Source organism: Vibrio penaeicida (genome assembly GCF_030689305.1).
Taxonomy (GTDB): domain Bacteria; phylum Pseudomonadota; class Gammaproteobacteria; order Enterobacterales; family Vibrionaceae; genus Vibrio; species Vibrio penaeicida_B.
On record NZ_JAUYVM010000020.1, the window covers coordinates 32878 to 56941 of the forward strand.

Annotated in this window: 22 protein-coding genes; 19 read left to right on the forward strand and 3 right to left on the reverse strand. The window is 44.6% G+C overall.

Going from position 1 to position 24064, the window contains the following annotated elements; genetic code table 11:
- Positions 1-8: 8 nt before the first annotated feature.
- The 17 genes from Q8W40_RS23535 to Q8W40_RS23615 all read left to right on the forward strand — a co-directional run bounded on the left by Q8W40_RS23535 (position 9) and on the right by Q8W40_RS23615 (position 17094).
- Complete coding sequence (locus tag Q8W40_RS23535; RefSeq protein WP_305400724.1) at positions 9-2237, forward strand: chemotaxis protein CheA; 2229 nt, start codon at positions 9-11, stop codon at positions 2235-2237.
- Positions 2238-2250: 13 nt separating this feature from the next.
- On the forward strand, positions 2251-3393 hold the full coding sequence (locus tag Q8W40_RS23540) for a protein-glutamate methylesterase/protein-glutamine glutaminase (protein ID WP_305400725.1): 1143 nt from the start codon (positions 2251-2253) through the stop codon (positions 3391-3393).
- Between the two features lie 9 nt (positions 3394-3402).
- Complete coding sequence (locus Q8W40_RS23545; RefSeq protein ID WP_305400727.1) at positions 3403-4179, forward strand: ParA family protein; 777 nt, start codon at positions 3403-3405, stop codon at positions 4177-4179.
- Positions 4172-5404, forward strand: coding sequence for a chemotaxis protein CheW (locus Q8W40_RS23550; protein ID WP_305400729.1), 1233 nt, complete (start codon positions 4172-4174; stop codon positions 5402-5404). Before Q8W40_RS23545 ends, Q8W40_RS23550 begins: the two co-directional genes overlap by 8 nt.
- Before the next feature lie 39 nt (positions 5405-5443).
- On the forward strand, positions 5444-5938 hold the full coding sequence (locus tag Q8W40_RS23555; protein WP_004407897.1) for a chemotaxis protein CheW: 495 nt from the start codon (positions 5444-5446) through the stop codon (positions 5936-5938).
- Entirely contained in the window at positions 5938-6438 is a 501-nt protein-coding gene (locus Q8W40_RS23560) for a DUF2802 domain-containing protein (protein ID WP_305400739.1), read from the forward strand. Before Q8W40_RS23555 ends, Q8W40_RS23560 begins: the two co-directional genes overlap by 1 nt.
- A gap of 260 nt (positions 6439-6698) precedes the next feature.
- Complete coding sequence (gene ccmA / locus Q8W40_RS23565; protein ID WP_305400740.1) at positions 6699-7316, forward strand: cytochrome c biogenesis heme-transporting ATPase CcmA; 618 nt, start codon at positions 6699-6701, stop codon at positions 7314-7316.
- Between the two features lie 3 nt (positions 7317-7319).
- Positions 7320-7988: a heme exporter protein CcmB gene (gene ccmB, locus Q8W40_RS23570; protein ID WP_305400742.1), complete on the forward strand. Its 669-nt coding sequence runs from the start codon at positions 7320-7322 to the stop codon at positions 7986-7988.
- A gap of 154 nt (positions 7989-8142) precedes the next feature.
- A complete protein-coding gene (locus tag Q8W40_RS23575) occupies positions 8143-8895 on the forward strand; it encodes a heme ABC transporter permease (protein WP_305400744.1) in 753 nt (250 codons plus the stop codon).
- Positions 8896-8898: 3 nt separating this feature from the next.
- Positions 8899-9105, forward strand: coding sequence for a heme exporter protein CcmD (ccmD, locus tag Q8W40_RS23580; protein ID WP_104402279.1), 207 nt, complete (start codon positions 8899-8901; stop codon positions 9103-9105).
- Positions 9102-9587: a cytochrome c maturation protein CcmE gene (gene ccmE, locus Q8W40_RS23585; RefSeq protein ID WP_305400746.1), complete on the forward strand. Its 486-nt coding sequence runs from the start codon at positions 9102-9104 to the stop codon at positions 9585-9587. The genes ccmD and ccmE overlap by 4 nt, the downstream gene beginning before the upstream one ends.
- Positions 9584-11560, forward strand: a complete 1977-nt coding sequence (locus tag Q8W40_RS23590) for a heme lyase CcmF/NrfE family subunit (RefSeq protein ID WP_305400748.1) — start codon at positions 9584-9586, stop codon at positions 11558-11560. Before ccmE ends, Q8W40_RS23590 begins: the two co-directional genes overlap by 4 nt.
- The gene (locus Q8W40_RS23595) at positions 11561-12115 is read left to right on the forward strand and encodes a DsbE family thiol:disulfide interchange protein (protein WP_305400749.1); all 555 of its coding nucleotides are present in this window, start codon (positions 11561-11563) and stop codon (positions 12113-12115) included. It begins immediately after the preceding gene.
- On the forward strand, positions 12112-12606 hold the full coding sequence (locus tag Q8W40_RS23600; RefSeq protein WP_305400750.1) for a cytochrome c-type biogenesis protein: 495 nt from the start codon (positions 12112-12114) through the stop codon (positions 12604-12606). Before Q8W40_RS23595 ends, Q8W40_RS23600 begins: the two co-directional genes overlap by 4 nt.
- Positions 12603-13823, forward strand: coding sequence for a c-type cytochrome biogenesis protein CcmI (gene ccmI, locus Q8W40_RS23605; RefSeq protein ID WP_305400751.1), 1221 nt, complete (start codon positions 12603-12605; stop codon positions 13821-13823). The genes Q8W40_RS23600 and ccmI overlap by 4 nt, the downstream gene beginning before the upstream one ends.
- Positions 13824-14229: 406 nt before the next feature.
- Positions 14230-14988 carry an MlaA family lipoprotein gene (locus Q8W40_RS23610; RefSeq protein ID WP_305400753.1) on the forward strand — a complete coding sequence of 253 codons (759 nt, stop codon included), beginning with the start codon at positions 14230-14232 and terminating at the stop codon, positions 14986-14988.
- A 261-nt stretch (positions 14989-15249) separates the two neighbouring features.
- Positions 15250-17094, forward strand: coding sequence for an ABCB family ABC transporter ATP-binding protein/permease (locus tag Q8W40_RS23615; protein ID WP_305400755.1), 1845 nt, complete (start codon positions 15250-15252; stop codon positions 17092-17094).
- An 82-nt stretch (positions 17095-17176) separates the two neighbouring features.
- Here Q8W40_RS23615 and Q8W40_RS23620 read toward each other — a convergent pair whose 3' ends face one another.
- The 3 genes from Q8W40_RS23620 to Q8W40_RS23630 form a co-directional block, all read right to left on the reverse strand.
- Positions 17177-18400 (reverse strand): OmpP1/FadL family transporter, encoded by a 1224-nt coding sequence (locus tag Q8W40_RS23620; protein WP_305400757.1) that lies wholly within the window; start codon positions 18398-18400, stop codon positions 17177-17179.
- 359 nt (positions 18401-18759) lie between these two features.
- On the reverse strand, positions 18760-19476 hold the full coding sequence (locus Q8W40_RS23625) for a DUF3379 domain-containing protein (protein WP_305400758.1): 717 nt from the start codon (positions 19474-19476) through the stop codon (positions 18760-18762).
- Positions 19469-20032 carry a sigma-70 family RNA polymerase sigma factor gene (locus Q8W40_RS23630; protein WP_101112731.1) on the reverse strand — a complete coding sequence of 188 codons (564 nt, stop codon included), beginning with the start codon at positions 20030-20032 and terminating at the stop codon, positions 19469-19471. The genes Q8W40_RS23625 and Q8W40_RS23630 overlap by 8 nt, the downstream gene beginning before the upstream one ends.
- A 606-nt stretch (positions 20033-20638) precedes the next feature.
- Here Q8W40_RS23630 and fadI point away from each other — a divergent pair.
- Together fadI and fadJ are read left to right on the forward strand one after the other, a co-directional pair.
- Positions 20639-21946, forward strand: coding sequence for an acetyl-CoA C-acyltransferase FadI (fadI, locus tag Q8W40_RS23635; RefSeq protein WP_126608678.1), 1308 nt, complete (start codon positions 20639-20641; stop codon positions 21944-21946).
- A complete protein-coding gene (fadJ, locus tag Q8W40_RS23640) occupies positions 21946-24063 on the forward strand; it encodes a fatty acid oxidation complex subunit alpha FadJ (protein WP_305400759.1) in 2118 nt (705 codons plus the stop codon). The genes fadI and fadJ overlap by 1 nt, the downstream gene beginning before the upstream one ends.
- Position 24064: the final 1 nt, after the last annotated feature.

A 24064-nucleotide genomic window follows, 5' to 3' on the forward strand; every position in this document is an offset into this window, starting at 1 on the left:
GGTTATATATGAGTTACGAATTAGACGAAGATATTCTACAGGACTTTTTGGTCGAGGCTGGTGAGATCCTGGAGCTGCTTTCAGAGCAGTTAATAGAACTGGAAAATAATCCAGATGATAAAGATCTGTTGAATGCAATATTCCGTGGTTTCCACACCGTAAAAGGCGGTGCTGGGTTTTTGGCTCTTACCGAGCTGGTAGACGTTTGTCACGGCGCGGAGAATATCTTCGACATTTTACGTAATGGTCAGCGCTCTGTAAGTGCTGAGCTAATGGATACCATTCTGCAAGCACTTGATGCAGTGAACATCATGTTTGAAGCCGTTCAAGAGAGACAGCCGCTCACACCTGCAGACCCAGTATTGATCGAAGAACTTCATCGCTTGTGTAAACCTGAAAGTGCCGATGAAGCTGCCCCTGTTACTGAAGAGCCTGCTCCCATCGCGGCTCCTGAATCTGTAGTGGAAACGCCTGCTGCAGCTGTTTCAAGTGATTCCACCGATGCAGGGTCAATTGATGAAATAACTCAAGATGAGTTTGAAGCTTTGCTTGATGAATTGCATGGTAAAGGTTCACCATCAGCTTCAAGTAGTACGCCGGCACCAGCCCCAACTCCAGCTGCTGATATAGCATCTGGAGGTGATGACATTACCGATGATGAGTTTGAAAAACTTCTCGATGAACTTCATGGTTCAGGTGGTAGCCCTACTACAGGTGGTGCATCTGATTCTCCAGCCTCTGCTCCTGTCACACCAGCTGCACCTGCGCCAGCAGCGCCTTCTGCTGGTATTGGTGGAGACTTAATGACAGACGATGAATTTGAGAACTTGCTTGATCAACTTCATGGTTCTGGTAAAGGTCCATCTCCGGAAGAACTTGAAGCTGCAACAAACCCAGTAGCTCCGGCTGCCGCAGTACCGACACCAGCACCAGCTCCAAAAGCTGAGCCGAAACCTGTCGCTAAACCAGCACCTAAACCTGCTGAGAAGCCTGCCGCAGCAAAACCAGCCGCGCCAGCGAAAGCACAGACACCGGCAAAAGAAACGAAGAAACCGCAAGCTGACGCAACCGTTCGTGTTGATACATCAACTTTGGATGACATCATGAACATGGTTGGTGAACTTGTATTGGTTCGTAACCGATTGGTTAGCTTAGGTTTGAATAGCAACGACGAAGAAATGTCGAAAGCTGTCGCTAACTTAGATGTTGTTACTGCAGACCTCCAAGGTGCGGTAATGAAAACTCGAATGCAGCCTATCAAGAAAGTATTCGGGCGTTTCCCTCGAGTTGTACGTGATATAGCACGTACCTTGAAGAAAGATATTGTTCTTGAAATGCGTGGCGAAGAGACCGACCTAGACAAAAACTTGGTTGAAGCACTAGCAGATCCATTGATTCACCTGGTTCGCAACTCGGTTGACCATGGTATAGAAATGCCAGATGTCCGTGTCGAAAATGGTAAATCGCGTACAGGTAAAGTGATACTTTCTGCCTCGCAGGAAGGTGATCATATTGAACTTAGTATTGTTGATGATGGTGGCGGCATGAATGCCGACAAACTCAGAAGCATTGCTGTTGATCGCGGTTTGATGGATGCAGATGCAGCGGGTCGATTGTCTCCGAAAGAGTGTTACAACCTCATCTTCATGCCAGGATTTTCGACCAAAACAGAAATCTCGGATATTTCAGGACGTGGTGTAGGTATGGACGTGGTAAAAACTGCGATCAATACCTTGAACGGGTCTATCGATATCGACTCAGAAATGGGTAAAGGCACCAAGATCACTATCAAGGTTCCGTTAACCTTAGCCATTCTGCCGACACTTATGGTGGGCGTGTCTGGACAACCATTCGCACTGCCATTAGCAAGTGTAAATGAGATATTCCATCTAGATTTGAGCAAAACTAACACCGTTGATGGTCAACTTACGATCATTGTTCGAGAAAAATCGATTCCACTGTTCTACCTTCAGCATTGGCTTGTTCCAAGTAGCTCTGATGGACAGAAAAAATCAAACCATGGGCATGTTGTTATTGTTCAATTGGGCAGTCAACGTGTTGGGTTTGTCGTGGACTCTTTGATAGGTCAAGAAGAAGTGGTTATCAAACCACTCGATGAATTATTGCAAGGTACACCAGGTATGGCTGGTGCAACAATTACCAGTGATGGTCATATTGCATTGATTCTAGATGTACCAAACTTATTGAAGAAATATGCCACTCGCTCGCATATTTAATTGAAGGGATAATATGGCGGTAAGAGTATTAGTAGTTGATGATTCGAGCTTTTTTCGCAGACGCGTAAGTGAAATTATCAACTCAGATCCGCGCCTAGAAGTAGTGGATATGGCCGTCAATGGTAAAGAAGCTGTTGAAAAAGCCATCAAAATAAAGCCAGATGTAATCACAATGGACATCGAGATGCCTGTCATGGACGGCATCACGGCAGTTCGTGAAATCATGAAGGCGCAACCTACGCCAATTTTGATGTTTTCTTCGCTTACACATGATGGTGCCAAGGCTACTCTAGATGCACTTGATGCTGGGGCTTTGGATTTTCTTCCTAAGAAATTCGAAGATATCGCTCGTAATCGCGATGAAGCTGTAACTTTATTGCAGCAGCGCGTACAAGAAATATCGCGTAAACGTGCGTTTATGCGTCGTCCAATTGGTGGCGTATCCGAAAGTAGCATTTCAACTAGCGCGACTACGCGCGCACCTGTACGTCCTGGGGCTTCTGCATTGCAAAGATCGACCCCAGCTCCGATACAGGAACGCAGTCGTCCGGTGAGTGCCAAATTTCGAGCAACGGGTAAGAAATATCAAATTACAGCGATTGGCACCTCTACGGGAGGACCTGTCGCGCTACAGAAGATTCTGACCAAATTACCTGGTCACTATCCGCACCCGATTGTTCTCATTCAGCATATGCCAGCTACTTTTACTGCTGCATTCGCCGCTCGTTTAGATTCTTTATGTAAGATCCAGGTGAAAGAAGCAGAAGATGGAGACGTCTTAAAGGCTGGCTGTGCGTATCTTGCGCCTGGCGGTAAGCAGATGATGATCGATGGTCGCCCAGGATCTGCGAAACTGCGGATTATAGATGGTGGTGAGCGGATGAACTACAAGCCTTGTGTGGACGTAACGTTCGGCTCTGCAGCAAAAATCTATCAAGACAAAGTGCTGTCTATGGTACTGACGGGGATGGGGGCCGACGGGCGTGAAGGCGCGCGGATGCTTAAAACTGCAGGTGCGACCATTTGGGCACAAGATGAAGAGAGCTGTGTTGTATACGGCATGCCACAAGCTGTGGCAAAAGCGGGCTTATCGACAGAAGATTTGCCTCTGGATCGAATTGCAGAGCGTATTCTGGTCGAAGTTGGACTATCTTAAGGAGCCAATGTGGTAGTTTGGAGCGTTGCTAACCAAAAGGGTGGAGTGGGGAAAACCACTACAACGGTTACTCTTGCAGGGCTGTTAAGCAAACAAGGTCACCGAGTGCTACTGGTTGACACCGATCCGCATGGATCGTTAACAACTTATTTGGGTTACGACTCTGATGAAGTCCCCTCGAGTTTGTTTGATCTTTTTCAGTTACGACAAATTGAAAAGTCGACTGTCCAAGCCTTGATCTTAGGTACGGATATCGAAAATATCGATATTATTCCAGCACATATGTCGTTAGCAACATTGGATCGGGTTATGGGTAACCGAAGTGGGATGGGGCTGATTCTGAAGAAAGCGCTAGTATCTGTTCAAGATGAATATGACTATGTGCTTATAGACTGTCCACCTATTCTTGGTGTGATGATGGTTAATGCGCTTGCGGCAAGTGATAGAATATTAATTCCAGTTCAAACCGAATTCCTCGCCATGAAAGGGCTAGAGAGAATGGTTCGCACATTGGCGATTATGCAGAAGTCGCGCCCGGATCCATTCAAAACCACAATCGTTCCTACGATGTATGATAAACGCACTAACGCCTCATTGCAGACATTAACGCAGCTAAAGAAAGGTTATCCAAATCAGGTATGGCCTTCAGCTATCCCTATTGATACAAAATTTAGAGATGCGAGTTTAAAACACCTTCCAGCCTCACACTTTGCATCAGGTAGTCGTGGCGTTTTTGCCTATAAGCAGCTATTACTTTATCTCGAGAGGTTAGCTTTCGATGATTAAAGATTCAGTGCTTTCTAGCGAACAGGCTTTAGATGAATATTTTACCTCGCTTCTTGATGAAGAGGGGTTGTTGTTGTCTGCGGAAGCAGAAGCACTTGATGCCAAAAAAAGGGTGACAGAGGATACGTCTGTAGAATCGGTCAATCCAACAGACCCTGTAAATGTAGACACGCCGGAAATTGATTTTACTGACGATGTCGCATCTGAGGATGATATACCGCTTTCTGAACCTTCAGAGTATTCTGTAGAATCAACGTCAACAGCCCAGTTGCCTGAAGGATTGGGGTCGGAGCAAGAGAGTTTTGACCTCGACCCCCAACCTGAAGTACAACCTGAGCCTATTCCGTCCTATACTGAAACGGTATACAACGAATTTGAAGCGCCGGATTTGGAAGATGTTCAACGTTTGTTGAGCCAACTCGAATCGACCAATATTGCTGATGAGCCGGAAATTGACGAATTAATCGGTCAAAACACAGTCGAGATTGCGACACTTAGCGTTGAAGAACCTGAGATTGCAGTTGTTGATAAAACCGCTGTTGAAGAGGTTGCCACTCAGTTTGAGCCAGACGAAATTCAAGAGTGGACTGTTGACGAGCCAGAGATAAATGTCGATGAGCCTGAAATTGCCAAAGTTGAGAGTGCACCTGAGGTACAGAGACCTATTGTTGAAGATAAGGTCGAAGAGCCAGAGGTTGAAGTAGCAACCGAAGTTGAGGCTCAAACTGAAACAGGTGGCGGTTCAGAGGATACTTGGAACACAGTCGCAAGGCATGAAGCGTTCCAAGTGCTCTACTTTGATGTAAATAACGTGACTTTTGCGGTGCCGCTAGATGAACTAGGCGGGATTCATCGCAAGAACGAAGAATTGAATCACCTGATTGGTCGACCTGATTGGTATTTGGGTTTACAAACAAGCCGTAAAGAACAGCTTGATGTTGTCGATACAGCTAGGTGGGTTATGTCGGAAAAACTGGTTGATAATTCTCATCGTGAGAATTATGAATATATTGTAATGCTGGGCGAAAGCCATTGGGGGCTCGCTGCCAATCAATTGATGGGTACCGAGTGGTTAGAGCCGGAAAAGGTTCGTTGGCGTGAAAGCGCAGGTAAGCGACCTTGGTTGGCAGGCATGGTTAAAGAGAAAATGTGTGCTTTAATTCATGTAGAAGAGTTAGTTTCCATGCTCAATGCCGGGCTGGATGTCAAAGCATTAGACAGTTAGTAGTAGAATTGTCGGTAGCGACACAGATGAGGATAAAACATGTCTCAAGCTAATGAAGTAGAAGTAAGAAAAGACCAAGTTAACGACGAGGTTCTGCAATGGGTAACGTTTCAGCTAGAAGATGAGACTTACGGTATTAACGTAATGCAAGTTCGTGAAGTTTTACGCTATACGGAAATTGCTCCTGTTCCAGGTGCACCAGATTACGTTTTAGGTATTATCAATTTGCGTGGTAACGTTGTTACCGTTATCGACACTCGTTCGCGTTTTGGTTTAATGCAAGGTGAGATTACAGACAATACTCGTATTATTGTTATCGAATCTGAGCGTCAGGTTATCGGTATTCTTGTCGATAGCGTGGCTGAAGTTGTTTACCTACGTTCTTCTGAAATCGACACTACTCCAAGTGTTGGTACTGACGAAAGTGCTAAATTTATCCAAGGTGTGAGCAACCGTGATGGTAAGCTTCTAATCTTGGTTGATTTGAACAAGCTTCTTTCTGATGAAGAATGGGAAGAAATGGCTCACCTATAATGAGCGACGAGTTGTATTCTGTTTTACCTTTTGTAGCAGGTGGATCCGTTTTAGTTGCCTTGTTACTGGTATCGTTTTTCCTCAGAATTCGAAAAAGCGGTCGTCAGAAAGTAGATCAGCAACGCCAACAGGTTCGAACTTTAGAGAAAGAGCTTCAAAAGACGAACAAACAATTGCTTGAAGTAAGATCCGTAATGGTCGGGCTTGGGCAGAAAGTGGCAGAGCAGCAGGATATCATTCAGCACTTAAACGAGCGTATTACCGAGATTGAGCATACTGATAATGATGGTCGATTGTACACCCGAGCGAGCAAGATGGTTCAACTGGGTGCTGGTATAAACGAACTTATTGAAGAGTGCGAGTTACCTAAAGCTGAAGCTGAACTCATGATGTCTTTACAAAATAAGATAGCAGGCAAGGAAAAAGTTCCTCCCCTTAGTGGTCGAACCGCTCCGCGCCGAAGACAAGATCAAAGACGTCCTCAAAAAAACGTAAAATGATCAAAAAGATACTTCTACATAATTGAAAGGAGCCATTGGCTCCTTTTTTTATGGTGTTTCTCCATATCGAATATCCCTTTTTCCGCGATAAAAAACGCCTCTCTATTCTGAAAATTACATGATCTAGTAGTCATATTTATAAAAATATGACTTTTGATTAACGTTTTTTTACGCTCTTTCATGAATCTTAGTGGAGCATCCTGTTTAGTGCATTTAGCATTGTGCTAAGATATACCCTTAATAAAATCAAGACATTTACCATGTTAGACGTATCCAATCTTACTGCTGTCCGCGATGAAAGAGTGCTATTCGAAGCGCTATCTTTTGAGGTTAACCCTGGTGATTTGATCCAGGTTGAAGGGCGAAATGGAACAGGAAAAACAACACTGCTGCGGATCATAGCGGGTCTTGGGGACTCTGAAGAAGGTTCTATTTGCTGGAAAGGTGAAAGCATATTTTCTTCAAGGGAAGAGTACCACTCCGACCTTCTTTTTTTAGGGCACCAAACTGGTGTTAAAAAAGAGCTCAGTGCACAAGAAAACCTTGAGTTCTATATGAACGTCCATCAAGGATTGAAGGACAAAAAAGCATTATGGAAAGCGTTAGCTCAAGTCGGTCTTGCAGGAAGAGAAGACATACCAGTTGGTAAATTGTCAGCAGGGCAACAAAGGCGAGTAGCATTAGCAAGACTATGGCTTAGCGATCACCCTCTTTGGGTATTGGATGAGCCGCTAACGGCTATCGATAAGCAGGGTGTTAAAGTACTAGAATCGCTGTTTGTCTCTCATGCGCAAAAAGGAGGGATGGTGCTCTTAACCACTCACCAAGATATGTTCGTAAACAACCCTCTTCTCAGAAAAATTAAATTGGGCGAGTAGTCAATGACTGGAGCAATGATATCAATAATCAGACGTGAACTACTCATAGCCTTTCGACGTCAGGCCGACATTCTCAATCCACTTTGGTTTTTCATTATTGTCGTTACGTTATTTCCTTTAAGTATCGGTCCTGAGCCAAATTTACTTGCAAGAATATCATCCGGCGTGGTATGGGTTGCAGCGCTATTGTCTGCATTACTGTCATTAGAAAGACTCTTTCGAGATGATTTTCAAGACGGAGCACTGGAACAGATGATGCTGATGCCTGTCCCTTTGCCGTTGGCGGTGATGGCAAAAGTCATAGCGCATTGGATTTTAACTGGAGTGCCTCTGATACTCATTAGTCCTTTGTTGGCAATCTTATTGTCTCTAGACTTTAATACTTGGAGTGCTGTGGTTTTAACGCTGCTAGTGGGGACGCCAACATTAAGTTTCATTGGAGCAATAGGTGTCGCACTTACCGTTGGATTACAGAAAGGTGGCGTTCTTTTGAGTTTACTCGTATTGCCTCTGTATATTCCGATACTGATTTTTGCCACCTCAGCGATAGATGCAGCTGGTTTGGGGGTAGCGTACAACGGTCAAATTGCCATACTGGGGGCAATGTTGGCTGGCGCGGCAACACTGACGCCTTTTGCAATAGGTGCATCATTACGCATAAGCGTCAATTGATATTGAACAAGTTTTTTTAGTTAACATTCCGTTAAAGTGTCAGGAATGTGCTACAGCTTTTTAAGTAACACATATAGATAATTAATATTACAACTTCCAAAGACCTAACCGTCTTAAAAAAGGAAGCCCTAGAAGTAAGAGTGAGACCTTAACCATGTGGAAATGGCTACATCCCTATGCCAAGCCCGAGAAAGCCTACCGGCTAAGCGATAAGCTTTTGCCCTGGTTTTCCCTCTTGGCCGCAGTCTTTTTAGTCTCTGGTACCATCTGGGGGTTAGCGTATGCGCCTTCTGATTATCAACAAGGAGACAGTTTCCGGATCATCTACATTCACGTTCCTTCGGCGATTTGGTCGATGGGTGTGTATATGTCGATGGCAATCGCAGCCTTTATTGGTCTTGTTTGGCAATTACGTTTGTCGGATATGGCAGCAGCGGCAATGGCACCTATTGGGGCCGTATACACCTTTATTGCACTGGTTACTGGTGCGGTATGGGGTAAGCCAATGTGGGGCACATGGTGGGTATGGGATGCACGATTAACTTCTGAATTGATTCTTCTATTTTTATACCTTGGCGTAATCGCACTTTATCACGCATTTGATGACCAAAAAACAGGCGCTAAAGCCGCCGGTATTCTGGCCATTGTAGGTGTGATTAACCTTCCGATCATTCATTTTTCTGTTGAGTGGTGGAATACCTTGCACCAAGGCGCAACGATCACCAAATTCGCCAAACCATCTATATCCAACGATATGCTTTGGCCGTTGCTGTTGAATATTTTGGGGTTCGCTTTTTTCTTCGGCGCAGTGACAATGATCCGATTCAAAAACGAAATTATCAGCAAAGAAAGCCATCGTCCTTGGGTACAAGCTTTGGCGTCGTCTCCAGCCAGTAGTAAGGAGTAGACAATGCATTTTGAATCTATCAGTGATTTTTTCGCCATGGGTGGCTACGCGTCCTATGTATGGGGTGCATTTGGTATTACGTTTCTTTCCATGTTGATTCTGCTGTTTAGTAGCATCAAGCGCGGTAGGAATCTAATGAATGAAGTGAATGCCAAGATCGATCGCCAAGCGCGAATTGATGCCGCTAAGAATTTGGAGAACACCCTATGAATCCAAGACGTAAAAAGAGGCTCGGTCTTGTTCTTGCCCTTGTATTTGGCTTAAGTGCCACTATTGGTTTGATGCTGTATGCCTTAAACCAGAATATGGATCTATTCTACACACCAACTGAGCTTGTTAATGGTAAGCCAGACGGTTCAAAACCCGAAGTCGGTCAGCGCCTAAGAATCGGAGGAATGGTCGTAAAAGGTTCTGTTTCTCGCGACTCTCAGTCACTAAGAGTGCAGTTTGATCTGGCTGATGTTGGTCCAAAAGTCACGATTTTGTACGACGGAATTCTTCCGGATCTGTTCCGTGAAGGGCAGGGTATTGTTGCACAAGGAGTCTTAAAAGATGCTACGACGATCGAAGCATTTGAGGTCTTAGCGAAACATGACGAAGAGTACATGCCACCGGAAATTGCAGAAGCGATGAAGAAAGTGCATGAACCTTTGGAATATACAGATACACAAAAATCGGAGAGCACACAATGATCGCTGAATTTGGCCATTTTGCTCTAATAGTGTCTCTTGGCTTTGCGGTATTGCTAAGCCTACTCCCTCTGGTTGGTGCATCAAAAAACAATATCACACTAATGAACACCGCAAGACCGTTGTCTTGGGGAATGTTCTTACTCATTCTCGTCTCCTTTTTTGTGCTTCTTTGGGCGTTTTATACCAATGATTTTACCCTTACGTATGTTGCAACTAACTCAAATAGTTTGCTTCCTTGGTATTACCGCCTAACCGCTGTATGGGGAGCTCACGAAGGTTCACTGCTTTTGTGGGTATTGATTCAAGCAGCGTGGACGGTTGCGGTTGCGACATTTAGCCGAGGAATGCCACAAGAATCGGTTGCACGCGTTTTAGCCGTAATGGGAATGATCACAGTAGGATTCCTGCTGTTTATCATCGTTACTTCAAACCCATTTCTTCGCACATTGCCATTTTTTCCTGTTGATGGGCGTGATTTAAACCCTCTGCTTCAAGATCCAGGCTTAATCATTCACCCGCCGATGCTTTATATGGGTTATGTCGGTTTTTCAGTCGCGTTTTCTTTCGCGATTGCATCTTTGATGACCGGACGGTTAGATACCGCTTGGGCACGTTGGTCGAGACCATGGACAACAGCCGCTTGGCTATTTTTAACTTTAGGTATCGCATTGGGGTCTTGGTGGGCTTATTACGAACTTGGCTGGGGTGGCTGGTGGTTCTGGGATCCGGTAGAAAATGCCTCTTTCATGCCTTGGTTAGCTGGCACAGCGTTGATGCACTCGCTGGCAGTAACGGAAAAACGTGGAACATTTAAGGCATGGACGGTGCTATTAGCGATCTCTGCATTCTCACTCAGTTTGCTAGGCACATTCCTTGTACGTTCAGGTATTTTGGTCTCGGTGCATGCGTTTGCGTCCGATCCCGCTCGCGGCATGTTCATCTTAGGGTTCTTGGTGTTCATTATCGGCGGTTCGTTACTGCTGTTTGCGCTGAAAGGCTCATCTGTCCGTGTTCGTGGTAGTTTCGCTTTGTTCTCCCGTGAGAATGCGCTACTTGCTAACAACGTTATTCTCATTGCTGCTTTGGTGGTTGTACTTGTAGGTACATTACTTCCTTTAGTCCATAAGCAATTGGGTTTGGGTTCTGTTTCTATCGGTGCACCTTTCTTCAACATGTTGTTTACTTGGTTGATGGTGCCGTTTGCGTTTTTGTTGGGCATAGGTCCTCTAATACGATGGAAGCGTGACGATCTTAGTAGCCTCAAAAAGCCGATGGCAGTGTCAGGCATCATCTCTTTAGTGCTTGGTGCAATATTTGTATTCCTTCTCGCGGATACCTTTGAAGCGCTGGCTTACCTAGGCTGGGTGATGGCGATTTGGATTATCGCGATGCATGGTTTCGAATTGCATCAAAGAGCCACTCACCGACACAGCTTTAGTGTGGGAATTAAAAAGCTCCAACGCAGCCATTGGGCGATGATGCTTGGTCATATTGGCATGGCGATTACCGTGATCGGTATTGCTATGGTGCAAAATTACAGCATTGAGCGTGATGTGCGCCTAGCACCTGGAGAAAACTTCCAAATCCAAGGGTATAACTTCTATTTCCAAGGGTTACGCGACAACGACGGACCAAACTACGATGGTTATATCGCGGATTTTGAAATCACGAAAGATGGTCAGTTTGTTAATGTTCTTCATGCAGAAAAGCGTTTTTACAACACGGCAAAATCCATGATGACAGAAGCAGCGATAGATCGTGGCGTCACACGTGATTTGTATATCGCAATGGGTGAAAGGCTAGATGATGGCGATGCTTGGGCCGTCCGTATTTATTATAAACCTTTTGTTCGGTGGATTTGGCTTGGTAGTTTATTCATGACCTTTGGTGGCATCGTGGCAATCAGTGATAAGCGATATCGTTTCCGCAAGCCTTCAAAAGTAGCGGCAGAGCTGAAAGAGAAGGAAGCCTAAATGAATCGGAATATACTTTTTGCTCCACTGGCTTTCTTTTTGATACTGGTCGCGGTGTTTGCAACTCAGTTAAGCCGCAATGCGGGCGGGGACGACCCAACAAAATTAGAGTCAGTATTGATTGGTCAGCCTGTTCCCAAGTTTAAGCTTGAAGACTTAGCCGAACCCGGTCGATTGTATGAACAAAACATCTTTGTCGGAGAACCATTGCTTATTAACGTATGGGCAACTTGGTGTCCGACATGCTATGCCGAGCATAAATACCTAAATGAGCTAGCAGCTAACGGCGTGAAGATTATTGGTCTTAACTACAAAGATAACCGTGAAAAAGCAGTTCAATGGCTAAATGAGTTGGGCAACCCTTATTTGATCAGCTTGTTTGATGGTAACGGTATGCTTGGATTGGACTTAGGCGTTTACGGCGCACCAGAAACCTATATCGTTGATGCGAATGGTGTTATTCAGTATCGACACGTTGGCGATGTAAACGTGAAAAATTGGAAAGAAACATTGCAGCCAATTTATCAGCGTTTAGTGGAGGAGTCTGCGAAATGATTAAGCAATTACGCAGTGTATTCCTTGCTATCGCTTTGTTCGCCTTACCTACATTGGCTAGCATAGAAATATACGAGTTTGATTCTGTTGAGCAGGAACAGCTATTCAAAGAACTGGGGCACACGTTGCGTTGCCCTAAGTGTCAAAACAACTCCATTGGCGATTCTAACGCCGCCCTAGCGCAAGATCTCCGCCTGAAAGTCTATGAGATGCTGAAAGAAGGCAAAACGGAGCAGGAAATCATCGACTACATGATCGCCCGCTATGGAAACTTTGTTACCTACAACCCGCCGATTACGGTGGTTACATCTATATTGTGGGTCGGACCCATTGGTGTATTGGTCATTGGCTTTGGGTTTATCATTTTGAGAAGCCGTCGTAAGCCCTCCCGTCAAGATTCCGTGAAATCTGAAGACTGGGACGCAGAAAAAGAAGCACAGCTACAATCTTTACTCAAAGAAGAATCGGAAACGGGAGATGAGCGAAAATGACTTTTTTCTGGATAGCTACAGCCGTTATCATTGCTATCTCTAGCGTGCTTATTGCTTTTCCGTTAGTCCAGCGACGTGCTGTTGATGACGACGCACGACGTGACGAACTGAATAAAGCGTTCTACAAAGATCGTTTAGATGAGCTAGAAGAAGAAGCAAAAGAAGGGTTAGTCGAAAATCAAGAAGATTTGATTGCGGATCTAAAGCAAACGCTGCTAGACGATGTTCCTAAAGCCAAGAAAAATGAAGCGACAACTCAGATTTCGACAATGGCCGTCGCCATTCCGTCGGTATTATTTGTTGCTGCGTTGTCCTACGGGATGTATTACCAATTTGGCGGTTCTCAGAAAGTGGTGGATTGGCATCAAGCTGAGAGTAACCTTCCTGCTCTTACCAAGAAGCTGATGTCGCCAGAAGGTCAAGCGCTCACAGAAGATGAGATGCAGGATTTGACACTCGCTCTTCGCACTCGCTTGCATCATCAACCAGACGACTCAACTGGTTGGATGCTTTTAGGGCGTATTGCATTGGCAAATAGAGATGTGACCACAGCGATAGGCGCTATGAAAAAAGCGTATCGTATTGAACCTAAAGATTCCGATATTCAATTAGGTTATGCGCAAGCTTTAATGCTTTCATCTGATGAAGTGGATCAGAATAAGGCACGCTCCTTGTTACACCGATTAGTTAAACAAGATCGAGTCGATTTACGAGTTCTTTCACTGCTAGCGTTTGATTCTTTTGAGCGTAGTGATTACGCGGCAGCCATACGTTATTGGGGGGCAATGCAACAAATGATTGGTCCACAAGATAACCGTTATGAAATGTTGGGTCGCAGTATTCAAAACGCAAAACTTAAATTGGGAGAAACCACTGCGGTTGCAGGTAAATCAGTTCAAGTCAGTATTGCGTTAGCTGATGAAGTGAACCCTGATCCTAATGCTGTCTTGATCGTATCAGTTCACAGAGCGGATGGTAGCCCTATGCCAGTCGCTGCTGCGCGTTACCCACTAGGGTCTTTTCCTAGAACAGTCGTACTTGATGACGGAAATAGCATGATACAAGGCATTAAACTATCGAGCTTAGATGAGCTTGTAGTGAAAGCCAGAATTGATGCTGATGGCAATGTTGCCAGCAGAGACGGTGATTGGCATGGTCAAAGTGACATTGCTAAATTAGGTGATAATGTTGCTTTAACTATAGATAAACGTTATTAATGGTATTGTTTTGTGTTTGGCGTCGTTATCAATTCAAGTTGATGAATGATATGAAATCATTAGAATAAAGAAAATTACTTGAGTACGCTAAGAATTGATAATATACCCAAGTGACCTCAAGATGCTGAATTCAGAGCCTCATATTCTGTTCCAGTTCAAGGAGAAGAACGCAGTGGAATGACCAGTCCTTTCCAAGTTATTTGACGATGAAATGGGAAAGAATATGGGCTCCCAAGGGCGAGTTTAACTGGCTTTCATACTTCGTTACCGATTTTTGATTTAGAATGACTAGATCTTCAAATCGGTGTCTTGTCTGGAAGCCAGTTAATTCTCGCTGAACCAAGCACCTTGAGGTGACTTGGGTATTAGACCGGCAGAAGCCGGTCTTTGTTTTTGGTAAAGGACTATGTTGTTGAATAAAGTTAGTTCCTGGCTATTAGTGTTATTAGCCTCTTTTTTAGTCGGTTGCTCCTCTGTACCGGAGGAAGAACATACCAGTCTTTCTCATCCGAATGACCCGTTTGAAAGCTTTAACCGAACAATGTTTGATATCAACTATGATTATCTGGATCCTTACATTGTTCGCCCAGTGTCGGTCGCGTATGTTGAAACGGTGCCTAAACCAGTTCGCGGTGGTATTGGTAACTTTCTGGCAAACCTTGATGAGCCAGCCAGTATGGTCAACAACCTTTTAATGGGCGAAGGTGAACAAGCGCTTACAAACTTCAATCGCTTTTGGATCAACTCTACATTGGGTCTATTAGGGTTCATTGATGTCGCATCCGCTGCTGGTATCACACAGCAAGATGACCGTGCGTTCAGTGATATGCTGGGTTACCACGGCGTGGGTCATGGTCCCTATTTTATGGTTCCCGGATACGGACCGATAACGTTACGGAAAACAACGGATACTGTTGATGGTATGTATGTTCCGTTGTCTTATTTGAATTTTTGGGCTGGCCTTGGAAAGTGGGCTCTAGAAGGCTTGGAAAAGCGTTACTTGTTGATTCCACAAGAAGGTACGTTGGAGTCGTCACCGGATCCGTACGCATTGTCTCGTGACGTATACCTACAACGACGCGATTTTAAAGCGGGAATTACCGAAACAGTAGAAGAAGAGGAAGAAGATTTCCTAGACGACTACTTAGATGAAGAATTTGACTAGACGACTAATTTGATTAGATGAGCAGTTTGATTAAGCGAAAACCAAGCAATTCTCGCTAAACCTAGTATCTTGGGTATACAGACATCACAAATTTGAAAGCCTGACGATAAATCGTCAGGCTTTTTTCTTTTTGAACCGTCGTATACCAAGGAATCTCATTGTCGGATCAAAAACCTCTCTATACTCACCTAAAAGTAGAGTAAATCTCGGGTACAGATCTTTGATCATATTAAAGTTAGATAACCCAAAAACAGGAAGCGTATGTCAGAAACTAGCGATGCCGGAAAACCAGAGCAAGCGGTTCAAAATAATCGAGAATTAGAAAACCAAGCGCGTGAAAGCGGTTGGAATACTATTCAGAAAATTTCGCCCTATTTGTGGCCTAAGGATAAAACATGGGTGAAACGCAGAGTTGTCATAGCGATGGTTGCTCTGGGTTTATCCAAGCTGGTAGCCGTATTCACTCCGTTTTTGTACAAAGCGGTCGTCGATATAATGGCGAGCGAAAATGATTCCCCCGAGTGGTTGTTGGCTTTAGGTGCTGCTGGGTTAGTCGTTGCGTATGGAATGAACCAAGTCTTAAAAATCGGCTTTGAAGAAATACGTAATGTCGTTTTCGCTAAAGTTGGGCAACACGCTCTCCGCTCCGTCGCGCTAGAAACCATATCGCACATTCACCGCCTTTCTCTTCGTTACCATCTTACTCGGAAAACGGGGGGCTTAAGCCGAGTCATGGAACGTGGCGTAAAAGGCATAGAGTTTTTGCTTAGATTTATGCTCTTTAGCATCGGTCCGCTCATTCTTGAACTGTTGCTCATTTCTCTTATTTTATTGTTTGCTTTTGATGTCTGGTACTTGCTTGTGGTGAGCTTAACCGTTGTTATTTACATCGTGTTTACGGCCAAGGTAACGGAATGGCGGGTACGCATTCGTAAAGAAATGAACGACAAAGACAAAGATGCGAACCAGAAAGCGATCGATAGCTTACTAAATTTTGAAACGGTTAAGTATTTTGGAGCGGAGAAGCGAGAGGCGAATCGTTACGACCAATCGATGGAGGGTTTTGAAGCCGCATCGATAAAAACGGTGAATTCACTCGCCTTACTCAACCTAGGGCAAGCCCTTTTGTTAAATGGCGGTATGGTGCTCGCGTTGCTGCTTGCCGTTAGGGATGTTAATTCGGGTGTGTTAACTGTGGGTGGTTTCGTCATGGTGAACGCGTACATGATGCAAGTCATGATGCCGTTAAACTTCCTTGGGTTTGTGTATCGAGAGATTCGCCAGTCATTGATAGATATGGGGGAGATGTTTGATCTACTTCGCCAAGAGCCGGATGTGAAAGATAAAGAAAATGCGCCCGATTTAGCGGTGTCAGCTGGAAAGTTAAGTTTTAAAAACATCGACTTCTTTTATGAATCTCAGCGCCAAATTTTAAATGACGTGAGCGTCTCGGTAGGCGCTGGAAAGACTGTTGCCATAGTGGGTTCGTCTGGATCAGGAAAATCGACCCTAGGAAGGCTTTTGTTTCGATTTTACGACGTAAGCGGCGGTACCATACTAATAGATGGTCAAGACATACGAGATGTGACACAGGAAAGCTTGCATAATGCGATTGGCGTTGTCCCCCAAGATACCGTGTTGTTCAACGATACCATTCAATACAATATTGCCTATGGCAGACCTAACGCCTCACAGAATGAAATTGTTGAAGCGGCAAAAGCGGCTAAAATTCACCATTTTATTGAACAGCTGCCAGACGGCTATCAAACCCAAGTGGGCGAGCGAGGGTTAAAGTTGTCTGGTGGTGAAAAGCAGCGCGTAGGCATTGCCAGAACATTGTTAAAGAACCCGCCTATCTTGTTACTTGATGAAGCGACCTCGGCTCTGGATACAGAAACAGAAAGAGAAATCCAGGAGAGCTTGAAACTGATGTCGAAAGGGAGAACAGTGATAACAATCGCGCATCGTCTTTCGACCATAGTAGATGCCGATACCATCGTTGTGCTGTCACAGGGCAAGGTTTTGGAGCAAGGAACCCATCAGGCATTACTCGATTTGAAAGGGCAGTACGCGCAAATGTGGCAAAGCCAGCTTAAAGAAGTCTAATTAAATTTCTATAACTTCAAAACAAACAAAAAGAGTTGGCACAATGCCCACTCTTTTATTCAGCTCAGCTAATTCGTTTTGTTTAGAAACTGTAGCTGTATTGAATCCCAGCCAGAATTGCATTTGCATGAGTTGTAGCTGTCATAGCAACCGTTGTTGGTGTCTTGTACTCAGTAACAGAAACATCCTGCCCCATGAGGTAAGTAAAGCCTAGGTCAACAGTGTGCTTTTCAGCGAAGCTGTAGCTTGCACCCGCAGACAACCAGTGACGGTTAGAATCAGGCACAGAGATAGACGTTAGCTCATCTTGAGCGGCAGTGTCGTACATGTAACCTGCACGTAGTGTCCAAGCTTCGTTCAGGAAGTATGTACCACCAAGCGAGAAGTGGTAGCCATCTTTCCAGTTGTAATCTTTGGAGAAACTACTTTTGCTTGTTTCAATCTTGTCGAAAGCGTTCCAGCCAATCCATTGAACACTGTAGTGTACAGCGAAATCAGTGTTGTTAAGCTCATGGTAACCAGAGAACTCAAGCATGCTTGGCAGAGGAAGCAGAAGATCTTCGTTTGAAATATCACCGGTTGGTAGATATTTAATCGTACCTGAAGCTTTTATTTCAGGGCTGTAGTGGTAAGCCAAACCAAATCGGTTTTGAGCATCCAGCTCGTAAACGGCTCCCACATTGAAACCATAACCAGTACCAGATACATCTAGATCAAGAAGTTGACCAGACGTGTCACGTTTCATGACGCCAGAACCTTGAACGATATCCAGACCCGCACCTAAGCTAAGTTGCTCATTTACTCGGTAAGAAGCGGCTAGTGCGTAGTTAACGCTCTTAATCTCAGTATTACCACCAAAAAGTGCTAGTTGCGGATTTAACTTTTTACCAAAAGAATCGTCAAAATTGTTTTTCGTACCAAAGTTCGAGTAAATTCCAGCACCCAAAGCGATAGAGTCACTTAAACGGTGGATGTAGTAGATGTTTGGTACTGGAGTTGAAGATGTGTTCTTCGCTGAATCTTGTGTCGCTACAACACCACCGGCTTTAACATCTGACACTTTGATTTCAGTGTTAATGACATTAATACCGCCAGAAAACTGAGATGACTCAAATAGCGCCATTGCAGCGGCGTTACGTGCCATTACAGATGCGTTATCTGCAATTACAGCGTCGCCTGCAAACGCTCGGCCAAGACCGGTTGCGGATTGCGCGTTAAGTTGGAAACCAGCTGCGACAGCTTGTTGAGATGCGAGAGCAATAGTAGTAGCGATGACCGTTTGTTTAAACAGACGCGAGTTGTTCATAGGATTTACCTTATTATTGTATTCCCAGACATTGTTTGTCTGGTGACATGTATATCTACCAAATGGGCAGACAACCCTGCTTTATGTACTGATGTAACTTTTAAGCTTGATTGAGTAGTAACTCAACGGCGGAGATAGTAATTCTGTGATTCATTAAATGAAATCCGACCATTGTTTAAAAAGCAGATAACAGCGAATAAAGATAAGCTTAAGGCCCTACTTCATTGCCTATTAGTAGTAAAGTAGGGCTTTTATCGAAAAGGATTCTACGCATGGAGTTTTGAATGACGTGTAAAATAAAAAAAGCCTGCTTGAGAAAGGCAGACCTTTTGTAGTTAACGTTTAGCTTGGGCTGGCGCTTAGCCTGCAGGGTGTATGATAGGTTTTAATGTTTCAGCAATTCTTGCCACATCTTCATCCATACTTCCTACAATTACCATGCTTGCGTCCATCAATGGCATCACAATGCCAGACATTCCATCTTTGACAAACGTCTGAGATTCAGGCGCTGGGATATTAGTAACAAAAAGTGTCACTCGCCCATGTTCTCCTTCAAACACCATATGCATTGCATTTGAAGCCCCAAAACCACAGTGGTTTAAGTAATACACGTGATAAGGAAAGTTTTGCGAGAAGTGATACGCAAATGGCTTCATTTTCACGTTGATCTGGTTAGAGGAGACATTTTCATCGATTGGGTTAATAAATGGTTTCTCAGCCGAAACATGTGCCAAGGCTGTATTTGCCAAGGTTGCGTAAGCTGGAGTTACCACAAGTCCACCCCAATTGACTTGTCCCACCAAAAGTCCAAAAGCAAATGCTATTGATGCCGCCATTGCGAGCGCTTTTTTCGCAAACCTAGGTTGCTCCGTCTCTGCACTTTGATTAAACAAAATGCGATCGGCCAACCCGTCTGGCACATCAACTTTCATTGCTTTTTCTAATTGCGCATCTAGGCTCAAAATGTCATCGACAAATTTGGCATTTGCACTGTTTTGAGAAATCGTCAACTCGATTTCGTCGTCTCTGTCCTTTGGATCTGACATAATGCGACGGCGAAATTCTAAATCATCCATTATGCACCCCCATATCCGATTGAGAATCTTCAAGCATCTCTTTGAGCTGGTTTCTGGCTCTGAACAAACGTGTCATCACCGTATTTTTATTTAGCTCCAGAATTTGTCCAATTTCCTCACCGCTGAATCCGCCAACAACTTGGAGAAACAACGGTTCTCGATACTCGACCTCTAATTTCATAATTTGATTTTGAAGCCACTGTTGCTGGTGATGCGGGTCGTCAGAGACTTTCGCATCGTTGCCGTGGTCATCAATATCCACCAATTCTAACTGTTTTCGTTCGAAGCGGCGTGCGTTTTCACGGCGTAGAATGGTAATTAGCCAAGATTTCGCTGCTTTTTCGTCTAGCAGGCTATCTATTGCCCGCCAAGCACGTAAACAGGTTTCTTGTACCAAGTCTTCCGCAACATGACTGTCTTTACACAACCAGTACGCATAGCGATATAGGTCGGTGTGATAAGCGCGCACGAGCGCTTCGTATCTTTTTTGCTTGTCCATATCAGAATTGACCGGACGCTTCTCTTTTTTCTTTCCAAAAAAATCGATAATCGACACTTGAGCCTCCGTTTGCTCTCGCTGTGTCTATGGAAGGTCAACACCCGAGAGTTCTAACTCACTGAAAGTAAGCGAACTTCTAATTAAGAGGATGGTTTGGCATAAAAAGCCGAGCTTAGAAATTTCATTTCGGATCTTTCTTAAGCGATTATCCACTAGGCAGCATTGCATAAACTACAAATAAATTGATCTAATTCAAAATCCATATATGGAATCTGGTTATAGTACGTCTTGTCATCTGGTTAACCATTCGTGGTTAGCACGTTGAGCAAGATGACACTTCCTTTTGAAGGCTGACTTTACTTTCTCCTAATCAGGAAACTGATTTTTTAATTTTAGCGATACGCTATATATCGATTCATACCACACTTTAAGTGTGGTTTTTTTTATCTAAAATTCCTGATTCACAGTTTTAATGTAACGCAATCTGATTATTTATCACAGTTATTACCCCGCCTTTTCTACACTACACTTACGATTTCTTACGTGTAACTCTCTACATTTTAGTCCTAGATCACGCTATAAAATAAAAAGCGATTCAAACATGCGTTTTAATCTGATAACATTTTTGTTACATGACAGGTCTGACCTCTTTAAGGAGATATAATGGGCATTCAGGATTTAAGGACGCGTTCCGGAGAAAGGATTGCGGTTGTTGCTGGGCTAAGAACGCCGTTCGCAAGACAAAGCACCGAGTTTTCTCAGGTACCCGCCGTAGACTTGGGTAAAATGGTCGTCAGTGAAATGCTGACACGCGCCGATATTGATCCAGCCCTAATCGATCAAGTGGTATTTGGACAGGTTGTGCAAATGCCAGAAGCGCCAAATATTGCACGTGAAATCGTATTAGGTACAGGTATGAATATTCATACTGACGCGTACAGTGTAACGCGAGCTTGTGCGACGAGTTTTCAGTCCGCGGTGAATGTGGCAGAAAGCATTATTTCTGGTTCGATTGATATTGGTGTCGCTGGTGGCGCTGATTCCTCTTCTGTACTGCCGATCGGTGTATCCAAAAAACTAGCAGCCTCTTTACTTGCTCTGAGTAAGGCAAAAAAAGCGGGGCAGAAGCTTTCTATAATGCGCAAGCTCTCCTTCAAAGATTTGATGCCAGTGCCTCCAGCAGTAGCCGAATATTCGACAGGGCTGTCCATGGGACAAACGGCAGAGCAAATGGCAAAAACACACGGAATTACTCGCCAAGCCCAAGATGAATTAGCTCATCGCTCTCATACCTTAGCTGCGCAAGCTTGGAAAGAGGGAAAAATTCGAGACGAAGTGATGACCGCTTTTCCCGAACCTTACAAGCAATGGATTGATACCGACAATAATATTCGTCAGGACTCAACCATTGAAGGGTACGCAAAACTGCGCCCAGCCTTTGATCGCCAATATGGCAGTGTTACGGCTGCGAATGCAACACCACTGACAGACGGAGCAGCGTCGCTGCTTATTATGCGTGAAGGTCGTGCAAAAGAGTTAGGGCTCGACATCATGGGGTTCATACGCTCTTATGCATTTTCGGCCATTGACGTAAAAGAAGATATGCTGATGGGGCCTTCGCATGCGACGCCAATGGCACTCGATCGTGCAGGTATTAGTTTATCGGATCTTACACTGATTGATATGCACGAAGCCTTTGCAGCACAAACGTTGGCTAATGTGAAGATGTTCGCCAGCGATAAGTTTGCTAAAGAAATACTAGGAAGAGACAAAGCCATAGGCGAAATCGATATGGATAAATTCAACGTTCTCGGTGGGTCTATCGCTTATGGGCACCCATTTGCAGCAACGGGTGCGCGAATGATTACTCAAACACTGCGTGAGCTTAAACGCCGTGGAGGGGGATTAGCGTTGAATACTGCGTGTGCCGCAGGTGGTTTAGGTGCAGCGATGATTTTGGAGGTGGAATAATGGCGGGTCAAAGTGCATTTACATTATCAATAGACGATCAAAATCTCGCGTGGCTAGCCATTGATATTCCTGGCGAGAAAATGAATACGCTTCAAGCAGAATTTTCAGATGAAATGCAGGCGATCTTGCTGGAACTGGAAGCCAAAAAGAACGAACTCACAGGGTTAGTGATTCATTCGCTTAAGCCCGATAATTTTGTGGCTGGTGCCGATGTAAGAATGCTAGATGCATGCACCACTGCGGAAGAAGCGGAAGGGTTAGCCAAACAAGGGCAGCAAATGTTTGCTCGGCTCGAAGCTTTGCCTTTTGCCACAGTGGCTGCCATTCACGGCCCTTGCTTAGGTGGTGGTTTGGAGTTGGCGCTTGCCTGTGACTACCGAGTGTGTACGGATTCAGATAAAACACGATTGGGGCTACCAGAAGTACAATTAGGTTTGTTGCCTGGTTCCGGGGGAACTCAGAGGCTTCCTCGGTTAATTGGGCTGTTAGGTTCTTTGGATCTGATTTTGACAGGTAAACAGCTTCGTGCAAAAAAAGCGAAGAAGTTGGGCGTTGTCGATGCCAGTGTCCCCCAATCCATTCTATTGGATGTTGCCAAGACATTTGCGGGTAAAAAGAAAGCTAAGCGTTCGGTCGATACAAAAGAGAAGTTGATGTCTGGCAATCGTCTTGGTCGTAAATTCATCTTTGACCAAGCGATTAAGAAGACTTTAGCGAAAACGCGTGGTAACTATCCTGCTGCCGAGGCGATTCTTGAAGTTATTGGTGAAGGTTTAGAAAAAGGGATACAAGCCGGTTTAGCTACAGAAGCCAAAAAGTTTGGTGAACTGTGCATGACTACCGAGTCTAAAGCGCTTCGTTCAATCTTTTTCGCAACCACTGAAATGAAAAAAGAGAACGGCAGTGAAGCCAAACCAAGAAACATTTCGAAAGTCGGCGTGTTAGGTGGTGGACTAATGGGAGCAGGGATAAGCCACGTATCGGTTGCGAAAGCGAACGTGCCTGTTCGTGTTAAAGATGTATCTAACGATGGCATCTTGAACGCGATTAACTACAACCATAAATTGTTTGCTAAGCAGAAGAAACGTCGAATTCTAACCAAAGCGGGTGTGCAATATAATATGTCGCAGCTGACTGGGGGGACTGATTACGTTGGATACCGTGATGCTGATATTGTCATTGAAGCCGTATTCGAAGACTTGGATCTAAAACAATCGATGGTGAAAGAAATAGAGCAACATGCGAAAGATACCACCATATTTGCCACCAATACGTCGTCTCTTCCTATTCACCAAATAGCGGCAGAATGTGAACGCCCTGAAAATGTAGTAGGTCTGCATTACTTTAGCCCTGCCGAAAAAATGCCACTGGTTGAGGTTATCCCTCATGAAGGTACATCCGACGAGGTGATTTCTACCGCAGTCAGTTTTGCGCGAAAGCAAGGCAAAACCCCCATTGTGGTTGCCGATAAAGCGGGTTTTTTTGTTAATCGAATCCTAGCGCCCTACATGAATGAAGCTGCCCATGTTTTACTGAGTGGTGAGCCGATTGAAACGCTGGACGATGCATTGCTCAACTTTGGCTTCCCTGTTGGTCCTATTACCCTGCTGGATGAAGTGGGGGTGGATGTGGGCGCCAAGATCATGCCCATCCTAATCGAAGAGTTGGGTGCTCGTTTTAAGGCGCCAGATGTCTTTGATACGTTGCTAAACGACGGTCGAAAAGGGCGTAAGAGTGGAAAAGGTTTCTATACGTATAAAGGCAAGAAGAAAGAGGTGGATAAGAGTGTTTATAAGCTGCTCAAGCTTACACCTGAATCAAAACTACCAGAGAAAGACATCGCGCTTCGCTGTGTTCTCCCAATGTTGAATGAAGCTGTGAGATGTTTGGATGAAGGCATTATTCGCAGCGCTCGTGACGGTGACATTGGTGCGATCTTTGGTATCGGGTTCCCTCCGTTTTTAGGAGGTCCTTTCCGTTATATGGACCAGATTGGCTTGAAAGAACTGGTCGCGATCATGAACGAATACGCACAGAAATACGGCGATCGTTTTGCTCCATGCGATGGTTTGTTAACCAGAGCAGGTAACGAAGAAAATTTCCATACCGCTTCTTAAC